This is a genomic window from Limosilactobacillus vaginalis DSM 5837 = ATCC 49540 (genome assembly GCF_000159435.1).
Lineage (GTDB): Bacteria > Bacillota > Bacilli > Lactobacillales > Lactobacillaceae > Limosilactobacillus > Limosilactobacillus vaginalis.
Window position 1 is genome coordinate 26,955 of sequence record NZ_GG693415.1, and the last position, 18,198, is coordinate 45,152.

Annotated in this window: 18 protein-coding genes; 14 read left to right on the forward strand and 4 right to left on the reverse strand. The window is 40.8% G+C overall.

Annotated elements, in window-relative coordinates:
• Positions 1-14: 14 nt before the first annotated feature.
• Together HMPREF0549_RS06665 and HMPREF0549_RS06670 are read left to right on the forward strand one after the other, a co-directional pair.
• Positions 15-764, forward strand: coding sequence for an amino acid ABC transporter ATP-binding protein (locus HMPREF0549_RS06665; RefSeq protein ID WP_003717506.1), 750 nt, complete (start codon positions 15-17; stop codon positions 762-764).
• Positions 765-779: 15 nt separating this feature from the next.
• Positions 780-1,571 carry a transporter substrate-binding domain-containing protein gene (locus tag HMPREF0549_RS06670; protein ID WP_003717507.1) on the forward strand — a complete coding sequence of 264 codons (792 nt, stop codon included), beginning with the start codon at positions 780-782 and terminating at the stop codon, positions 1,569-1,571.
• A 655-nt stretch (positions 1,572-2,226) separates the two neighbouring features.
• Here HMPREF0549_RS06670 and HMPREF0549_RS06675 read toward each other — a convergent pair.
• Positions 2,227-3,567, reverse strand: coding sequence for a C1 family peptidase (locus HMPREF0549_RS06675; protein ID WP_003717508.1), 1,341 nt, complete (start codon positions 3,565-3,567; stop codon positions 2,227-2,229).
• 95 nt (positions 3,568-3,662) lie between these two features.
• Positions 3,663-5,282 (reverse strand): malolactic enzyme, encoded by a 1,620-nt coding sequence (locus HMPREF0549_RS06680; RefSeq protein WP_003717509.1) that lies wholly within the window; start codon positions 5,280-5,282, stop codon positions 3,663-3,665.
• 131 nt (positions 5,283-5,413) lie between these two features.
• On the opposite strand from HMPREF0549_RS06680, the gene HMPREF0549_RS06685 reads away from it, so the two are divergent.
• A complete protein-coding gene (locus tag HMPREF0549_RS06685) occupies positions 5,414-6,304 on the forward strand; it encodes a LysR family transcriptional regulator (RefSeq protein ID WP_003717510.1) in 891 nt (296 codons plus the stop codon).
• 93 nt (positions 6,305-6,397) lie between these two features.
• On the opposite strand, the gene rpiA is transcribed toward HMPREF0549_RS06685, so the two are convergent.
• Positions 6,398-7,090 carry a ribose-5-phosphate isomerase RpiA gene (gene rpiA, locus HMPREF0549_RS06690; protein WP_003717511.1) on the reverse strand — a complete coding sequence of 231 codons (693 nt, stop codon included), beginning with the start codon at positions 7,088-7,090 and terminating at the stop codon, positions 6,398-6,400.
• Between the two features lie 11 nt (positions 7,091-7,101).
• Entirely contained in the window at positions 7,102-7,395 is a 294-nt protein-coding gene (locus HMPREF0549_RS06695; protein ID WP_003717512.1) for a GNAT family N-acetyltransferase, read from the reverse strand.
• Positions 7,396-7,499: 104 nt separating this feature from the next.
• Here HMPREF0549_RS06695 and HMPREF0549_RS06700 point away from each other — a divergent pair, with 104 nt between their 5' ends.
• From HMPREF0549_RS06700 to secE, 11 genes are all read left to right on the forward strand, one after another.
• On the forward strand, positions 7,500-8,036 hold the full coding sequence (locus HMPREF0549_RS06700) for a dCTP deaminase/dUTPase family protein (RefSeq protein ID WP_003717513.1): 537 nt from the start codon (positions 7,500-7,502) through the stop codon (positions 8,034-8,036).
• A gap of 172 nt (positions 8,037-8,208) precedes the next feature.
• Positions 8,209-9,588, forward strand: a complete 1,380-nt coding sequence (gene radA, locus HMPREF0549_RS06705) for a DNA repair protein RadA (RefSeq protein ID WP_003717514.1) — start codon at positions 8,209-8,211, stop codon at positions 9,586-9,588.
• Between the two features lie 21 nt (positions 9,589-9,609).
• Positions 9,610-10,773 carry a PIN/TRAM domain-containing protein gene (locus tag HMPREF0549_RS06710; protein ID WP_003717515.1) on the forward strand — a complete coding sequence of 388 codons (1,164 nt, stop codon included), beginning with the start codon at positions 9,610-9,612 and terminating at the stop codon, positions 10,771-10,773.
• A 111-nt stretch (positions 10,774-10,884) separates the two neighbouring features.
• The gene (locus HMPREF0549_RS06715) at positions 10,885-12,543 is read left to right on the forward strand and encodes a formate--tetrahydrofolate ligase (protein WP_003717516.1); all 1,659 of its coding nucleotides are present in this window, start codon (positions 10,885-10,887) and stop codon (positions 12,541-12,543) included.
• 596 nt (positions 12,544-13,139) lie between these two features.
• Positions 13,140-13,805, forward strand: coding sequence for a Fic family protein (locus HMPREF0549_RS06720; RefSeq protein ID WP_003717517.1), 666 nt, complete (start codon positions 13,140-13,142; stop codon positions 13,803-13,805).
• A 152-nt stretch (positions 13,806-13,957) separates the two neighbouring features.
• Positions 13,958-15,376: a cysteine--tRNA ligase gene (cysS, locus tag HMPREF0549_RS06725; RefSeq protein ID WP_003717518.1), complete on the forward strand. Its 1,419-nt coding sequence runs from the start codon at positions 13,958-13,960 to the stop codon at positions 15,374-15,376.
• 15 nt (positions 15,377-15,391) lie between these two features.
• Positions 15,392-15,805, forward strand: coding sequence for a Mini-ribonuclease 3 (locus HMPREF0549_RS06730; RefSeq protein ID WP_003717520.1), 414 nt, complete (start codon positions 15,392-15,394; stop codon positions 15,803-15,805).
• Positions 15,795-16,541 carry a 23S rRNA (guanosine(2251)-2'-O)-methyltransferase RlmB gene (rlmB, locus tag HMPREF0549_RS06735; RefSeq protein ID WP_003717521.1) on the forward strand — a complete coding sequence of 249 codons (747 nt, stop codon included), beginning with the start codon at positions 15,795-15,797 and terminating at the stop codon, positions 16,539-16,541. The genes HMPREF0549_RS06730 and rlmB overlap by 11 nt, the downstream gene beginning before the upstream one ends.
• A gap of 567 nt (positions 16,542-17,108) precedes the next feature.
• Entirely contained in the window at positions 17,109-17,606 is a 498-nt protein-coding gene (locus HMPREF0549_RS06740; protein WP_050754872.1) for a sigma-70 family RNA polymerase sigma factor, read from the forward strand.
• Between the two features lie 179 nt (positions 17,607-17,785).
• Entirely contained in the window at positions 17,786-17,935 is a 150-nt protein-coding gene (rpmG, locus tag HMPREF0549_RS06745) for a 50S ribosomal protein L33 (RefSeq protein WP_003717523.1), read from the forward strand.
• A 16-nt stretch (positions 17,936-17,951) separates the two neighbouring features.
• Entirely contained in the window at positions 17,952-18,128 is a 177-nt protein-coding gene (gene secE / locus HMPREF0549_RS06750) for a preprotein translocase subunit SecE (protein WP_003717524.1), read from the forward strand.
• The last annotated feature ends 70 nt before the right edge of the window (positions 18,129-18,198 follow it).

The following is an 18,198-nucleotide window of genomic DNA, read 5'->3' on the forward strand; positions in this document are numbered from 1 at the left end:
GTAGGTGAAAACTGATGAAATTAACCCAAATTAATAAAACGTATGGTAATAAACATGTCTTGAAAAATATTACATTAGAATTTCCTGCAGGTCAGATTACGGTTCTTGTTGGGCCATCAGGTTCAGGAAAGTCGACAATTTTGCGTTCGCTAAACCTTCTTGTTATGCCTGATAGTGGTCAGTATGACTTTAATGGCCACCAGATTGACTTTAGTCAGCCCATTAGCAATAAGGAAAAGTTGGCAATCCGACGAGAAACAGGGATGGTCTTTCAAGATTATAATTTGTTCCCTCATAAGACAGTTCTTAACAACGTTACTGAAGGGCCAACTCAGGTACTAAAAAGTGGTCGGCAACAAGCTAATGAATTAGCCAGAGAAGTGTTGGCAAAGGTAGGGATGGCTGATTATGGCGACGCTTATCCAAGTGAATTGTCAGGTGGACAAGCACAGCGGGTCGCAATCGCTCGGGCACTGGCAATGAAGCCACGGTATGTTCTTCTGGATGAACCAACTTCCGCTCTCGATCCGGAATTAGAATTGAGTGTATTAAAAGTTCTTTTACAGTTAGCACGGGAGAAACAATCAATGGTTCTTGTAACTCATAACATGGCGTTTGCCAAACAAATTGCTGACAAGATTGTTTTTGTAGAAAATGGCGAAATCATTTACGACGGGGCACCAGAAAAATTCTTTTCTACGGAAAATCCGAATGAGCGGATTAGGAACTTTATTGCTTCAATGACCATGGAAAATTTAAAGTAGAAGGAGAAAGATAAAATGAAGATTTGGAAAAAGGTATTAGTAACATTAGCAGCAGTTACGGTCGGAACAACCGCTGGAATTAGTAGCATTCACGCTGCGTCATCACAGGTAAATTCAGAATTAAAACAAAAAGGTGAGTTGACGATTGGTCTTGAAGGAACTTACTCCCCTTATTCATACCGGAAGAATAATAAGCTAACTGGTTTTGAAGTAGACTTAGGAAAAGCAGTGGCCAAGGAAATGGGACTAAAGGCAAAGTTTGTCCCGAGTAAGTGGGATTCTTTAGTAGCGGGATTAGGTTCTGGAAAATATGATGTAGTAATGAATAATATTACGCAGACTCCAGAACGGGCAAAGAAGTACAATTTCTCGACCCCATATATCAAGTCACGGTATGTTTTAATTGTTCCTAAAGATAGTAAGATTAAGAACTTGAAGCAAATCAGCGGCAAGAAGATTGTTGCCGGTACAGGGACAAACAATGCTGATGTTGTTAAGAAGTACCACGGTACCCTTGTTCCTAATGGCGAATTTAGCAATTCAGTGGCAATGGTAAAACAAGGTCGTGCTGAAGGGACAGTTAATTCCCGTGAAGCTTGGTATGCTTACAGTAAGAAGAACAGCACAAAGGGATTGAAGATGATTGACGTTTCCAGCGAAGCTAAACCAACTAAAATCTCGGCACTCTTCAATAAAAAGGATTCAGCAATCCAATCTTCATACAATGATGCTCTCAAGAAGCTCCAAAAAGACGGTACCGTAAAGAAACTTTCCCAAAAATACTTTGGGGAGGATGTTACGGAATAAGAGTGTGAGCCAGCAAAGAACTTGCGGAAAGATAACACTAACTCCCGAGAAAGGCGTCTTGCGCCTAGGAGGGAGGGTGTTATCTCTAGCAAGTTCCTGGCGAACACATTTTGACTATGTTGCCTAGAATATCGGTTTAAGAAAGATTAAAGTAATTATATAAAGCGAAAATTCCCCTAATACTCAGGAAAAACCCTGAATACTAGGGGAATTTGTTGATTAATAGGACGACTTTACTGATGGGGACGTTCTACTGCAGCATAGCCAAGATCTGCTCGACCTAACCTTCCTCGAGATGTTTTACTGCAACTGAATCAAAATATGTTCGCGGGGAAGCCCCTATAGACAACAAACTCCCTCCCAGATGCTTTCAGCATCCAGTCGGGAGAAATTGTTGTCTTTCCAGGCAACCGAGTCGAGATCGGCTCGCCGTGACCGCAACTTCCGCCTAGCTATCCCGTCCTTGATTGCAAGACAATCATCGTCCGGGATTTTCTAGTGCTCAGTTGCTAGTTCGTCACGGCTCGCACTCTAGTTTAAACGTGCTTCGCCCGAGTTTCCTAGAGCTAGCAACCTCCTTCCTAGGCGCAAGTCGCCTTCGTCAGGAGAAATTGCTAGCTTTCCGGAAACTCTTTGGGGCGAAGGCACTCTCTTCCTATGCCAACGTTCCCATTGGATCCCAAGGCTTTAGGACGATTGGTTCTTGGGCTTGGGCTTGCTTGAGTTTGTCACTAAGGTACTTCTTGTTAACGACGATTTGGTAGCAGTATTTGTCCATCCAGTCGTCACTCATGACAAAGTAACCCTTGGTACCGACTTTTGGTCCCCAGGAATTTTCAACTTTCCACTTGGTTGGCTGATCGTTAACCAGATCAACACCTGTAAGGACCATTGCGTGATCCATCATGCTTTGACCATAGTCCAGTGCTTGGGCCTTTGTCATTTCCAGGTCGGTGTCAAATAGCTTAGCGTAGTCGTAAGTATTGAGGGCCATAATTCCGAGCTTAGTTTCAGAATATTTAACAACGTCAGAACCGAACCAAACACTTTCGCCAGCCTTAAGTTGGTCGATCGCCAACTTCTTGAATTCATCCATTGGTAAGTTTAAGTGTTTAATTTGCCGACCACCGACAACATTACCTAACATATCGATTGTGTAAGTCTTGTAGTATTCCTTATCAGCAGTCGGTGCTTGAATAACCGAAATGTAGTCATCAAGGTTCCAGCCGACATATTTCTTGAAGAATTCTTGTGGGGTAATGTTTTCATCCCGGTGGAATTCATTATCCTTCTTTGTCCGGTATTCAAAGTCAAAGTGACTTGCTGGTTCACCAAAGGCATATGCAAGCATCCGGTAAACGTCATTTAACATTTCTTTCCGTTTAATGTTAAGCGCATCTTCATTAGCGTGTTCATCATTAACCATCTTCCGCAAGATTACAGCGTCATGACGCAGCTTATTGTTTAAGAGGTTATTGATCCCGTTAGATCGATTGGAGTTAAATGATTCGGGCATTGCTGACTTAGGCATGACCCCATATTTTTGAATGAGGGCACAGAGCATATCCCATTGACCACCGTCGGATTGTGGGGCAGCCATTAGCCAAGCTACTTTGCGGTCATCGGTAGGTAACTTAGCAGTCTTAATCACATTTTCATAGAAGTAATTAGCCTTTTCAAATTTATCCCAGAAGAATTGGTAGGATTGAGAAAGTTCAAAGTTATCAGGTAAGTTAAACTTATGTTGCATGTCGTGACGCATCGTGTTCAGGGCAGCGAACATCCAGCAACGTCCTGATTGCTTTTGGTCGGCAACGTCACCAGTCTTCAAGTCAATTGAAAAGTGGGGAGCGTTGTCAGCAATTGAGTGCCAGTTAAAACTTGCGGCATTAACCCCATTCTTAGTAACGGCATTTTCGAGGACAGCGGATTCTTTTCGTTGATCATAATCTTCGTGGAAATAATTAATTGCGGAATTATCAATTTCAAAACTCACAATTGGTCACACTCCTTAAAATAGTTACTTACTATTATAGTGGTTCCTCAAGAAAAAGGCGACCAAGTAACTTTACTTGATCGTCGTTAATAATATTAGTATTTTGCTTCCCAGGTCATTTTTTCGACCGCTTTTTTGGCGTCCTTTGCTGAAGAGAAGCCTTGGTCAATTGCAGATTGGGCGACCGCAATGGCAACTGTCTTGGAGAACTTTGCCATATCTCTAACTGGCGGAAGTACCGCAGACCCAGGCTTATCTGGATCGACTAACCCAACAAGGGAGTGGGCAGCCGCTGCTAGCATGGTATTGTTAATCTTCTTTGCTTCTGTTGCGATTGCACCAAAACCAACTCCAGGATAGATTAAGGCGTTGTTTGCCTGACCAATATTATAGGTAACCCCGTTGTATTCAATATCATCAACGGGAATCCCAGTAGCAACCAGAGCGCGACCATCAGTCCACTTTAATAAGTCCGCTGCTTTAGCTTCCGCAAGCTTAGTTGGGTTAGAAAGTGGGAAAATAATTGGCCGTTCAGTATGAGCTGCCATTTCTTTAACAATCTCTTCAGTGAAGGTTCCGGGTTGCGTAGAAGTCCCAATCATGACAGTCGGGTGAATTGCTTTTACAACAGCAGCTAGGTTAGTTAGTTCATCGGCGTTCTTAAATTCACTCCGCTTCCGGGTGAATGGCTTTTGCTTTGGTGTAAGTCCTTCAGTGTCGTCAAACAATAATCCTTGCTTATCAACGAGATAGAAGTGCTTCTTGGCTTCTGCAGGATCCATCCCCTGGCGGACCAATTCATCAAAGAGCATCTTAGCAATTCCCATTCCAGCACTTCCGGCACCGAATGTTAAGAACTTCTGGTCAGCTAATTTCTCTTTAGAAATGTTCAGCGCACCAAGAACACCTGCTAGGGCAATGATCCCGGTTCCTTGAATATCATCGTTGAAGGTTAAAATTTTATCATGGTACTTATCCAGGATTCGGGCTGCCGTTCCCCGGCCAAAGTCTTCAAAATGCAACAAGCTCTTTGGGTATAGTTTTTCAACTGTTTCAACGAACCGGTCAATGAAGTCAAAGTATTCTTGACCAGTAATCCGGTGGTGACGTTCACCAAGGTAGTTTGGATCGTTAAGGAGTGTTTCGTTATCGGTTCCTGCATCAATTGAGATGGGGAGAACTTGGGAAGGATCGACTCCAGCGGCGGCAGTATAAACCATTAACTTACCGACAGCAATGTCAACACCATCAACACCCCAGTCACCAATCCCTAAAATCCCTTGAGAATCGGTAACAACGATTAGGCGAATGTCACGATCAGCACTAACATTTTGAAGGCTTTGCTCGATGTCTTCCGGATGCTTAACGGAGAGGTAAACAGCGTCTTGAGGACGAAGGTACCGTTCATTATACTTTTCAATTGATTCAGCAATTACCGGATCATAAACGATTGGCATCATTTCGGTGATGTGCTTTTCCATTAAGTAGAAGAAGAGCGTTCGGTTAGCGTTAAATACTTCCATCAAGAAGTGACGCCTTTCAATTCGAGAGGTTTTGCTCTGGTAGAGAGCATAGGTATCTGTTTCTTGTTCTTCAATTGTCTTTACCCGGGGTGGCAAAGTACCAATTAACCCTAATTTTTTTCGTTCATCTAATGTAAATGCAGTTCCCTTGTTTTTAAAGGGGTTATTAAGAATTGACATTGCGTCTGTCATTGCAAAGGATCTCCTTTAATTTATTATTGATATTGCAATGATATGAAGCAAATTAGCGTATAGTCAAATTTGTGCTATCCTATAAATAAAATTGATACACTAAAGACAATCATCCATTCTTGAGGTAAAAAATGAAAATTAGGGATTTAGAATATTTTATTGAACTTGTTAAAGATAAAAATTTTTCGGTAGTTGCCGATCATTTTCAGGTCAGTCAACCGACAATTACAATGGCAATTAACCGGTTAGAAGAAGAGTACGGGACAACCTTTTTTATTCGTGATCACGTTCACCACCAGATAACCGTCACTAAGGTCGGCCAGCAGTACGCTCAACATGTCCGCATGATTTTACGTGAACTAGCAATTGCACGCCGGGAGATTGACCACGCTAAGCTAAATAAAATTCGCTTTGGGTTGCCGCCAATTATCGGTAATTACTACTTTCCACCGCTTACTCCACGGTTACTTCGTTCTAATTTAATTGACAAGTTGGAGGTTACCGAAGAAGGGTCAGAAAATTTACTACAGATGTTATTGAGGGGAGAACTGGATATGGCTCTTCTGGGATCCGCCAGTCCCCTTCAACAACCAGAACTATCAGTGAAGGAGTTTGCTCAGTACCCATTTCATATTATCATGAGTCGGGACCACCAATTGGCTAAAAAACAGGATTTACAATTCGCTGATCTTAAGGGACAATCGTTTATTTTGCCAGATACTGATTTTATTCATGAGAAGGCATTTCGTAGAATGTGTCGGCTTGCCCATATTCGTCCCAAAGTTATTTATCGAACAAATGATATTCATATCATTAAGAATATGGTGGCTGAAAACTTGGGAATTTCATTTTTGACTGAATTAGCAATTACCGCCAACGATCGACTGGTTGATTTAGCCTTAGCCGATCCGCAACAACCCGTATTCCATCTTTCACTGGCTGCGCGACATAATGAGATTCTTTCACCTGCCAAAGAAAAATTATGGGAGCTAATTCTTGATTATGGTGGCAAGAAAAACTAGAAATAAGCTGGTAATAGTAAGAGAAGCCGAGAAAAAACGTTTTGTTCTTTCTCGGCTTCTTTAAGATCAATTATTAAATTTTACGTTCTTATATTATGGACGGGCATGAAGGAACTTTGGACCGTCTTGGGTACCAACAAGAACATCATTAACTTGGTTTAAGAACAGTCCATCTTCAATTAAACCAACCATCCCGATTAATTCTTCGTGAAGGGCGAAGGGATCGTTAATGTCCTCAAGATGCAAATCAATAATGAAGTTTCGCTGGTGTGTCCGGAACTTATCACTGTTATCAGGCAGCATCCGCCATGTTGGGTTATAGCCACGACGAGCTAGTTTGGTAAAGAGGTGTTGACTTCCGTATGGGGTAACTTCCACTGGTAGCGGAAAAGCTCCTAAGTGATGAACTAATTTTGATTCATCAACAATCCACATTACGTGGTCAGAATAGTTGGAAACAATCTTTTCCCAAAGGAGAGCGCCACCGCCACCCTTAATTCCTTGGAAATCGTCACTAATCTCATCAGCACCATCAATAGTAAGGTCAATATGATCAACATCGTCAATTTCTTCAACCTTGATCCCAAGACTTTGAGCTTGGCGAGTAGTTCTGTTTGAGGTTGTAACACAAACAACATCTGATAAATCACCATTCTTAACATGCTCACCGAGTGCTTCCACCAAGCAATGAACGGTTGTCCCTGTTCCTAGGCCGACAACCATTCCTGGATGAATGTACTTAACTGCTTCACGGCCAACTTGTTGTTTTAGCTCATCTTGATTCATGAGTTTCCTCCTTAGAAACGATCTTCAGGTAATAGTAATTGTTGGTATTCGGGATGCGCCTTAAACTGCTTTACAGCATAAGGACACATTAATTTTACGGTTAGTTGATGGGTAGTGGCATACTTAACGAATTGGCTAACCAACTCTGCCGCAATTCCTTGGCCACGATAATCGGGGTGAACAAAGACACGTTCAACAACGACCCGATCAGGTACCCCAGTTACTTTTGGAAAGCTTATCTCGCCCACGAAGGGTTGTTGATCATCACTAGCGATAATTCGGTTTTCTTCAACCTTATAATCCATTTGATCACATCCATTCCAAATCTATTCAGTGTAAAGCAATACCATAAATCCTATATCTATTTTATAATAAGTAGATAGTTTATAAAAAGGATTAGGTGATATAAATGAAACGCGGATTTAAGATTGTTTCAAGCAAACAGGATCAGGGGCTTCATTTACCCAGTCGGCAAACTGCCAATGCAGCTGGTTACGACTTTGAAGCTGCGGAAGATTTTGTTCTTCCATCAATTTGGAAAGGGAACTTCTTAAAGACCCTTTGGAAAATCCATCAGCAATCAAAGCTAAGTCCTGATGACCTTAAACACGCTGATCAATGCCTTAAACCATATCTAGTCCCAACCGGAATCAAGGCTTACATGCAGGATAATGAATTCTTGCTATTAGCTAATCGTTCTAGCGGCCCGCTAAAGCGTCGATTAATTCTTCCGAATGGTGTTGGAATTGTAGATGCTGATTATTATGATAATGATAGTAATGAAGGAGAAATTTTCTTCCAACTCATTAACTATGGATTAACAGATTATCATATAAAAAAAGGTGAACGAATTGGCCAAGGAATTTTTATGCCATTCCTTGTCGCTGATGATGAGAAACAACCAATCGCACGGCGGACTGGTGGCTTCGGTTCAACCAAAAAGTAATATAGCAAATCTTGAATAAAATCGGAATAATTTTGGGTAAATTTCTCTCAAAAAGCTCAGATTTTCGCTGGTGGAACGGTCCAATAGTTTTTTTAAAAGTGATTGGTAGGGCGCACTTTTATTTCAGGATCGTTGTTAGTAAGTAAGTTTAGGTAATGAAAGGATGGCATGAATGGCCAGAGTTAAAACACAATATGTTTGTCAGAATTGTGGATATAATTCACCACGATATTTAGGAAGATGTCCTAACTGTGGTGAGTGGAATACGTTAGTTGAAGAACAAATCCAATCCTCAAGTTCCAGTGCAGCCACGAAACGACCAACCACGACGTTAACTGGTTTGGTTGCTAAGCCACAGAAAATCGGTGAAATTAATAGTCACGAAACTCCCCGGGTAAAAACCAAACTGAACGAATTGAACCGGGTTCTTGGTGGCGGAATTGTTCCGGGGTCGTTAATCTTAATTGGTGGGGATCCTGGTATTGGAAAATCAACGTTGCTCCTGCAAGTTTCTGGACAACTATCAAGTGAACATCACCGGGTTCTTTACGTTTCTGGGGAAGAAAGCGCCACTCAAATAAAAATGCGGGCAGAGCGGCTTGACGTGGCAGCAGATGACTTTTATATTTACCCAGAAACCAATATGGACAGTATTAAAGACACGATTCGTGAACTAAAACCAGAATACGTGGTGATTGATTCTGTTCAGACAATGCAGGCTACGGATGTCACTTCAGCGATCGGGAGTGTTTCGCAGATTCGTGAAGTAACCGCTCAGTTAATGCAAATTGCAAAGAGTAATAATATTACGATCTTTGTTGTTGGTCACGTTACTAAGGGCGGTGCAATCGCTGGACCAAAGATTTTGGAGCACATGGTTGATACTGTCTTGTACTTTGAAGGAGATCTTCACCACACATATCGGATCCTCAGGTCAGTTAAAAACCGTTTTGGGTCAACTAATGAGCTGGGAATTTTTGAAATGCATACGAATGGTTTATCAGAGGTGAAAAATCCTTCAGAAATTTTCCTCGAAGAACGATTAAAAGATGCCACTGGCTCGGCTGTCGTTGTATCATTAGAAGGGACGCGGCCAATTCTTGTCGAAATTCAGGCTTTGGTGACACCGACCGTCTATGGAAATGCTCAGCGAACTGCTACTGGTTTGAACCGAAATCGGGTATCATTGATAATGGCGGTTCTTGAAAAGCGCGCCAATTTGATGCTCCAAAACCAGGACGCCTACCTTAAGGCTGCTGGTGGTGTAAAATTGGATGAGCCGGCAATCGACCTGGCAATCGCAATTAGTATTGCATCTAGTTACCGGGATAAGGGGACACAAGCTACAGATGCATTTGTTGGTGAAGTTGGCTTAACTGGTGAAATTCGGCGGGTTAACCGGATTGAACAGCGTGTTGCCGAGGCCCAGAAACTTGGCTTCAAACGGATCTTTGTTCCGAAAAATAACTTGAAAGGGTGGCAAGCACCAACCGGGATCGAGGTTATCGGGGTAACCACCTTACGTCAGGCATTGCGTCTTGCGCTAGGTTAATTTATAAAGGAGGGATGTAATATGCGAAAACGAATTATTCGATTGATCTACGTTATTGTTGGTGCCGCAATTGGTTTCTATTATTTGCCATTATTTTGGGACTTAATTAATTTTCATTTAAATAGTGCCTTATTTGTCTTTATGGATATCGTTATTGGTGCTTTGATTTTTCTGATCCTTTCATTACCACTTGCCAAACCAACTGAACAGTTAGTCGCACGAATTGAAAAGAGTCTAACAAGTTTAAGCCCAGTTTACCTGTTTTTTGGTACGTTACTGACAATTGTTGGGCTAGTCCTTGCGGTGTTGATTTCAATCCCGCTTTGGCGAACCGGAATTCCGGTTGTTAACAACGTTTTACCAATCCTGTTAATGGTTATCTTTAGTTATTTTGGTTACCGTATCGGAACGACCCGTCTTGATGATTGGAAGAATTTGCTTTCTGGACACCGGGTACGCTCAAAAAATTCGAATACCGAAGTAATTGACCAAAAAGATGAGAATTATCATCACTATAAAATCTTAGATACGAACATCTTGATTGATGGTCGAATTTATGATTTAGTAAAAACCGGTTTCCTGGAAGGAACATTGCTCGTTCCTAATTTTGTTTTGTATGAACTTCAATACATCGCCGATTCCGGTGAAAGTATTAAGCGAGTTCGGGGACGGCGAGGTTTGGATATCCTAAACAAATTACGGAAAGAAAAGATCGTGCCGATTGAAATGTACGATGGCGACTTTGAAGATATTCCGGAAGTTGATAGTAAGCTGATTGCGTTAGCTAAAAAGGTTAATGGAGTCATCGTTACTAACGACTATAATCTGAATAAGGTTATCCAATTCCAAAATGTCCAAGTCTTGAATATCAATAACCTTGCCAAATCGTTACGGCCACGGGTAATTCCTGGTGAAACACTCAAAGTTGTTGTTGTTAAGAACGGAACCGAACGTCAGCAAGGGGTTGCGTACCTTGATGATGGAACTATGGTTGTCGTTGAGGATGGCCGTTACTTCATGAATGAACGGATTGAGGTAGAGGTCACTAGTGCATTACAAACCGATGCTGGACGGATGATTTTTGCTCGACCGCTCCATTCTCGTCGGGGGATCAACGAAAAGAATAGTGAATCCACAAAGGACAACAAAAAAAAATCAGCAAAATCTGATAAAGAGTCTAAATAGTTGTTTACAAATGACTGAGAATCTTTTATCCTAGACACCGTAGAAGTTAATTCTTAACTTTAACGGTGTTTTTTTAGTTAAAGTTCGTATTTAAGATTGGAGCGGATTGAAATGACAGATATAGAGATTGCTGACCAAGCCACACTCGAACCGATTAATAAGATTGCTGAATCAATTGGCCTTGACGATGACCAAATTGAACAATACGGGAAGTACAAAGCTAAAATTTCATTGCCAGTTGCTGAAAAGCCAGGGAAGAAGCATAAGCTAGTTCTTGTGACTTCAATCAATCCGACTCCAGCCGGTGAAGGAAAATCAACTATTTTGGTTGGCTTAGGGGATGCCTTAAACCAATTGAACCACCAAACAATTATTGCAATGCGGGAACCTTCTATGGGTCCTGTATTTGGGATTAAAGGCGGGGCAACCGGTGGTGGTTACAGTCAGGTAATCCCAATGGAAGATATTAACCTGCACTTTACCGGTGACCTTCATGCATTGACTAGCGCTAACAACACACTAGCTGCTTTAATTGATAATTATGTAATGCGGGGGAATGAATTGGACCTCGATCCGCGTCGGATTATTTGGAAACGGGTTGAAGACGTTAATGACCGGGCATTGCGGAATGTTATTACTGGTCTTGGCGGAATTATGCAAGGTGTTCCACGGCAAACCGGCTTTGACATTACTGCAGCTTCAGAATTAATGGCCATTTTGTGCCTTTCAACCGACTTGATGGACTTGAAGAAGCGTATCAGCCGGATCGTTGTTGGTTACACTTATGATCGGGAACCAGTAACTGTTGGTCAACTTGGCTTTGAAGATGCAATTACGATTCTTTTGAAGGACGCTATTAAGCCTAACCTTGTACAGACCCTTGACCATACTCCAGCGATTGTTCATGGTGGTCCATTTGCTAACATTGCCCACGGATGCAACAGTATTTTGGCTACCCAAACGGCATTGAAATTAGCAGATTACACTGTTACAGAAGCCGGATTCGGTGCTGACTTAGGGGCTGAAAAGTTCCTTGATATTAAACGGCCTGTATTAGGAAAGAACCCAGATGCAATCGTTATTGTTGCTACGGTTCGTGCCCTTGAATACAATGGTGGCGCTAGTTTAGACGAAATTAAGGAAGAACAATTGCCAGCACTAGAAAAGGGAATTGCTAACCTGAATCGTCATATTAAGAACATGCAACGTTATGGCTTACCAGTAGTAGTTGCCATTAACCACTTCATCAATGATACTGATGCTGAAGTTAAGTTTATTGAAGATAATTGTAAGCGGCTCGGCGTTAACGTTGTTGTAGCTGATAGTTGGGCTAAAGGCGGTAAGGGAACTCAGGATCTTGCCAAGGAAGTTGTTCGCTTGGCTGACCAAAAGAGTGACTTCAAGCCCCTTTACGATGCTAGTGATTCGATTGAAGAAAAGGTAAATACAATTGCAAAGACAATTTACGGAGCTAAGGAAGTTTCGTTTAGTAAAAAGGCAAAGAAGCAATTGAAGCAGTTTGCAAAGTTAGGCTGGAATGATCTTCCTGTCTGCATTGCCAAGACCCAATACTCCTTTACTGATGATCAAACTCAGCTTGGAGCACCAACAGACTTTACCTTCCATATTCGGGAATTTGTTCCTAAGCTCGGTGCCGGCTTTATCGTTGCCCTTTCAGGTAACATGATGACCATGCCCGGCCTTCCCAAGACTCCCGCTGCCGTTAACATGTCCATCGATGCGCAGGGTAGGATTAAGGGGTTGTTTTAGTGAAAAGAGTGCGAGCCCGTTAAAACCTTCCGGTGGCTAACGATTTCTCCGGCGGACGACGTCTTGTCGTCGGAGTCGGAGGTCGTTAGCTCGAGGAAGGTTAGGGCGAGCACATTTAGACTCAGCTGCAGTAGAACTATAGCTCAAGAACAACAACTTTCCCCACAATAAAAAAGCGAGAACAGCTAATCTTAGCCGTTCCCGCTTTTTATGATCCAAAGAGAGATAGCCTAGGGAAAGCTATCTCTTGAGGAGTAATATGAGGACTTGGGGTATCCTCATATTAATTATTTTTTCGGTTACTATTGGGAGGAGTAATTGAAAAATAATAGGTTTCATTAGTAGTAAAGCTTGTATCTTTACTACGCTTTATATACTACCAGGAGAATGTGAAGAAATTGTGACTATTAAGTAAAAAAACTTTTGAAGCAAGTGAAAAAAGTTTTTGAGACATGATGAGGTGTCGCCGCTTTATCGTCAAATGACTTATATGAGTGAATTAAATTATAGTATAATCGTTGGTGTAAAAGAGTTATATATAGTTGAGTAGTTCAATAACTTTGCATAATTTGAAAAATATTGAAGAGCATATTTCCATGTTAAGAGGTAAATATCATTTAAGTGTTGAGCAAAATAAGCGTTTAGCTAGGAGTAATTTGACGCGATTAGTTTATGTTAATTCTCGATTTGAGGGTTTAACAACGACCTTGCAACAAACACAAACAATCATTGATGGCCTAGGAGTTGATGGTGTCTCAATTGACGATATTAATATCATTATTCAGTTGAAGAGAGGGTGGCAATATACTATTAATTCGGATGAGGGGATTAATCTTGATTTTCTTAAAAAGGCTAATAAAATTGTTGCTCTGAACGAGTCGCTGGCTCCAGGAGAACTTCGAACTGGAAATGGTGCGGTTAGCACGATGAAGGGTGAGTATATTCCTCCGCAGGTTAATCAAGAGCAAGAAGAATTATTTTTAACTCAATTACTTTTAGATAAAAACAGAACAAATACTGATAAAGCATTGACGTTAATGTATCACTTAATGCGGAATCAGATTTTTTGGGACGGAAATAAGCGAACGGCAACTTTAGCTGCTAATAAAATAATGATTAATAGCGGTGCAGGGTTGATTAATGTTCCGCTTGATCGGTGGCCAAAGTGGAATCAGTTAATTTCAGAATTCTATTTTAGTGGTGACATGGAAGAGTTAAAGCAGTGGACCTATGATAATGGAATTCAAGGGGTTGAGCTTTAGATAAAAAGAATAGTAATCTGCTGTACGTAAAGAGAAATTAAGCTAACTAATCAGGATTATTGAGCAGTTAGCTTTTTTTATTAGGACAGGTATCAGTCAATTAACTAGATATGTTAGTATTATGGGTATAGATATGAAAGGAGCAGACAGTCATGCTAACAATTTATAATACATTGACTCGTAAACAAGAAGAATTTAAACCGCAAACCCCAGGAGTTGTTAACATGTATGTCTGTGGTCCAACGGTGTATAACTATATCCATATTGGTAATGCACGTTCAGCGATTGCATTTGATACCGTACGGCGCTACCTTGAATTTAAGGGGTACAAGGTGAACTATGTTTCTAACTTTACCGACGTTGATGATAAGATGATCAAAGCCGCCCATGAACAAGGAATCACCGTTCCCCAATTAGCAGATAAATACATTCAAGCATTTATGGAAGATACTAAGGCAATTAATATCGAACCAGCGACAATGCACCCGCGAGCAACCGAAAACATTCCTGAAATTATCAAATTTATTCAGGGGTTGATTGATAAGGGCTATGCATACGAAAAAGATGGGGATGTTTATTATCGTGCCCGAAAATTCAAGGACTATGGTCAATTGTCAGGCCAATCAATTGATGATCTTGAAGTTGGGGCAAGTGAACATGTTAGTGATGATGAAATTAATAAAAAAGAGGATCCAATGGATTTTGCTCTTTGGAAAGCTGCTAAGCCAGGCGAAATTAACTGGGATTCGCCATGGGGCAAGGGACGACCAGGCTGGCATATTGAATGCTCAGTGATGTCGACTAAGTACTTGGGAAAGACGATTGATATTCATGGTGGCGGCCAGGATCTAGAATTTCCCCACCATGAAAATGAAATTGCTCAAAGTGAAGCGAAAACTGGCCAGAAATTTGTTCGTTACTGGATGCATAATGGTTTTGTTACTATCGGCAAGGACAACGAGAAGATGAGCAAATCACTGCACAACTTTATCACTGTCCACGACATCATTAAGCAGGTTGATCCTCAAGTATTGCGGTTCTTTATGGCGACTACTCAATATCGACGGCCAATCCAATACAGTGAGGATAATTTGATTGATGCTAAAAATAATTTGGAACATATCCAAACAGCATTTGATAATTTAACTTATCGTCAAAAAGATGCTCAAGATGGTGCTGATCCGGTAGTTACTCAAAAATTAGCTGATTTTAAGCAATCATTTACGGAAGCAATGGATAACGATATTAATGTTCAAAATGGGATTACCGTTGTTTATGAACTAGTTAAGTTTGCAAATGTATACGCCCAACAAAAAGCGGTTAAAGCAGCTGCATTAACCGAAATGAAGGATCTAATTTCTGAATTAGTTAGTATTTTTGGTGTGAAGTTAGCATCAAGTGACAATGAGCTTAACGATGAACATATTCAAGCGTTGATTGATGAACGAAATGAAGCGCGGAAGAATAAAGACTTTGCCCGGAGTGACCAAATTCGTGATGAATTAAAGGCACAGGGAATCATTCTTGAAGATACGCCGCAAGGAACACGGTTCAAGCGAGTAAAGAAGTAGACAGGAAGGAAATTAATGGAACAAGCAGATTATCAACAATTAAACGGGATTGCCCTTGCTTACTTGGGGGATGCCGTTTATGAAGTATTTATCCGTCAACATCTTTTGAGTCAGGGACTAGCAAAGCCGACTAAGCTTCAGCACATAGCGACTCACTATGTTTCTGCAAAAGCGCAAGCGGCATTGATTGATCTGATGAAGCAGGATGATATTTTGACTGAGGATGAGTGGAGTTACTTTAAGCGGGGGCGAAATGCCAATAGTCACACGCACGCAAAACATACCTCTGTTCTAACTTATCGGATATCGACTGGTTTTGAAGCAATGATGGGTTACCTGCAATTAGCAGGAAAACAAGATCGAATTGAAGAATTAGCAGAATGGTGCATTCAGCAAGTTGAAGCAGGGAGAACGAAGCATGAAAACTGAAAGCAATGATTTTATTATTGGTCGTCATCCGGCAGTGATGGCATTGAAGTCCGATCAGGAGATTAATAAGGTTTTTATCCAATCAGGATTAAAGTCTGATGCCATTTCACAAATTATTAAATTAGCAAAGGAAAAGCGGCTTGTAATTTCCAACGTTCCCAAGACAAAACTTGATCAGATGAGTGATCACCAAAATCACCAGGGAGTGGCCTTGGCAGTCGCCGCTTATCACTATGCAACCATTGATGACTTGTTTGAAAATGCCGCTAAACATGATGAAGACCCATTTTTCCTGATCCTTGATGAATTAGAGGATCCGCATAATCTTGGTTCAATTATCCGGACGGCCGATGCAGCCGGGGTTCATGGGATTATTATTCCCCGGCGCCGCGCTGTTGGTTTAACTTCGGTTGTTGCTAAAACCTCTACCGGAGCAATTGAACACGTTCCGGTTGCCCGTGTTACTAACCTGGTTCAAACCGCTCAAGAATTGAAAGACCGGGGAGTTTGGCTGTTCGGAACCGATATGAAAGGAACTGATTACCGTCGCTGGAATGCAAAGGGAGCAGTAGCGTTAGTTATCGGTAATGAAGGAAAGGGAATCTCCTCATTATTGAAAAAGAACTGTGATGAGATGCTTACAATTCCAATGATTGGTCACGTTCAAAGTCTTAATGCAAGTGTGGCGGCGAGTCTGTTAATCTACCAAGGATTTAATTCCCGGCACCCGCTATAGAAAACAAATCCTCCTTCCTGTTTAATTAAAGCAGGAGGGAGGATTTATTTGTTTGGGTGATTTTTGAAAGTAAAAAAATGTGGGATTCACCTTACATGCTTAAGTGAGTATTCAAAAAACAAAATTTTTTCAAATTATAAAATATCCCATAACAATAAATAATTGGTATATTGAGACACTTGTCGCATTAAAAGACTATTCTGGCGGTAGTGTTCATTCTAGGAAAACAAATTTTTATGCAGAAAAACTTTTCAATTAACTATCGTTTGAATAGTTGTTCAACAAATCACAAGAAAGTACTATTCAAACTATTAAAAGTTTGGTAGATTATTTTCAGGCATTAGTCACCAAGGTTGAGAGACTTAGTATAAGGAACCGGTACTAGGAATTGAAATCTTCCTGACGATGGGAATGAGAACCCCTCGACCAGGCAATCAATGAATGGGTGAAGGAGCCAAATTCAAGAAAGGTGATCCTTAATAAAGTTAAGGTGAAACAATGATAAAAAATCATTCAGCTGATCTCGAATTACTCATTCAGGCACAAGTCGGCAACGAGGATAAATTTATGGCATTATTTGATTGTTACTCTTCACTTGTTAAGCGGCTTTGGCAAAAATTTTATATTGCTGATTTAGAGTTTGAAGATTGGGATCAAGAGGCACAACTAGTACTGCTAAAAGTTATTTACTCTTATAGTGGAAAAGATATTCATCAATTTAGCGGTTTTTATAAGCAAAGCTTGGTCAATCGACTTCTTGATTTATATCGTGCTAGACAAGCAGATAAGCGGATCCCAGTTGAACAATTAGACTCTTTGGGAGAAAATGACAGTGAGACAATCCTTGGTGGGAAAATTTTACTAGAAGATATTGTCTATTGTCATAAGAGTATTGAAGAGATCATCAGAGTTAGTTCGTCTTTTGAACGGGATGTTTTAGCACTGACCGTTACTGGCAAATCGGTTGAATATATATGCCGAAAGCTTCAATGTAACAAGCGACAAGTCCAGAGTGCTCTTTCACGAACCCGGACAAAATTAATAAAGATTTTGGCGGGTGAATGATCGGAGTAAGGCATTAATAATTTGTTCTAATTTATTAAGAAAAAGGCTGGTAATTTCATCAGCCTTTTTCTAGTCCGCAAACGTAAGAAATATAATTTTCTGACTAATGACGACATGACGTAAAGACTTGTTTTAGTAAATGGAACATGCTAATCTTAATTGTGTGTGGAGGTGAAAGTATGTCCCAAAAGAAAGTTGCACTGGAATGTACGAAGTGCGGTGCTCATAACTATACAATTACCGCTAATCCTCAACGACAAGAACGATTAGAATTAAAAAAGTTTTGTAAACATTGTGGTGAATATACTCTTCACCGTGAAACCCGTTAGTTAGCTGGAGGAAATTATGCATCTGTTTCGTTTTATTAAAAGTGTAAATCACGAAATGAAGCTGGTTGTTTGGCCAACTGCCCGTGAAAACCGGCGTGATACAACCATTGTTATTTCGTTAACGCTTTTCTTCGTATTATTCTTTGCCCTGTTTGATTGGCTAATCCAACTCTTGATGAAGTTATTTGTCTAAGCAGTGGTCAAACCATAAGAGATTTGTTATACTAAATTCAACGAGCTTCGTGGGGGATCCGCGAGGTTTT

Bases quoted from the DNA above. Each gene is read 5' to 3' on its own strand.
- HMPREF0549_RS06665 (WP_003717506.1), top strand. From the start codon at position 15: ATGAAATTAACCCAAATTAATAAAACGTATGGTAATAAACATGTCTTG.
- HMPREF0549_RS06670 (WP_003717507.1), top strand. From the start codon at position 780: ATGAAGATTTGGAAAAAGGTATTAGTAACATTAGCAGCAGTTACGGTC.
- HMPREF0549_RS06680 (WP_003717509.1), bottom strand. From the start codon at position 5,282: ATGACAGACGCAATGTCAATTCTTAATAACCCCTTTAAAAACAAGGGA.
- HMPREF0549_RS06685 (WP_003717510.1), top strand. From the start codon at position 5,414: ATGAAAATTAGGGATTTAGAATATTTTATTGAACTTGTTAAAGATAAA.
- rpiA (WP_003717511.1), bottom strand. From the start codon at position 7,090: ATGAATCAAGATGAGCTAAAACAACAAGTTGGCCGTGAAGCAGTTAAG.
- HMPREF0549_RS06695 (WP_003717512.1), bottom strand. From the start codon at position 7,395: ATGGATTATAAGGTTGAAGAAAACCGAATTATCGCTAGTGATGATCAA.
- HMPREF0549_RS06700 (WP_003717513.1), top strand. From the start codon at position 7,500: ATGAAACGCGGATTTAAGATTGTTTCAAGCAAACAGGATCAGGGGCTT.
- radA (WP_003717514.1), top strand. From the start codon at position 8,209: ATGGCCAGAGTTAAAACACAATATGTTTGTCAGAATTGTGGATATAAT.
- HMPREF0549_RS06710 (WP_003717515.1), top strand. From the start codon at position 9,610: ATGCGAAAACGAATTATTCGATTGATCTACGTTATTGTTGGTGCCGCA.
- HMPREF0549_RS06715 (WP_003717516.1), top strand. From the start codon at position 10,885: ATGACAGATATAGAGATTGCTGACCAAGCCACACTCGAACCGATTAAT.
- HMPREF0549_RS06720 (WP_003717517.1), top strand. From the start codon at position 13,140: ATGTTAAGAGGTAAATATCATTTAAGTGTTGAGCAAAATAAGCGTTTA.
- cysS (WP_003717518.1), top strand. From the start codon at position 13,958: ATGCTAACAATTTATAATACATTGACTCGTAAACAAGAAGAATTTAAA.
- HMPREF0549_RS06730 (WP_003717520.1), top strand. From the start codon at position 15,392: ATGGAACAAGCAGATTATCAACAATTAAACGGGATTGCCCTTGCTTAC.
- rlmB (WP_003717521.1), top strand. From the start codon at position 15,795: ATGAAAACTGAAAGCAATGATTTTATTATTGGTCGTCATCCGGCAGTG.
- HMPREF0549_RS06740 (WP_050754872.1), top strand. From the start codon at position 17,109: ATGGCATTATTTGATTGTTACTCTTCACTTGTTAAGCGGCTTTGGCAA.
- rpmG (WP_003717523.1), top strand. From the start codon at position 17,786: ATGTCCCAAAAGAAAGTTGCACTGGAATGTACGAAGTGCGGTGCTCAT.
- secE (WP_003717524.1), top strand. From the start codon at position 17,952: ATGCATCTGTTTCGTTTTATTAAAAGTGTAAATCACGAAATGAAGCTG.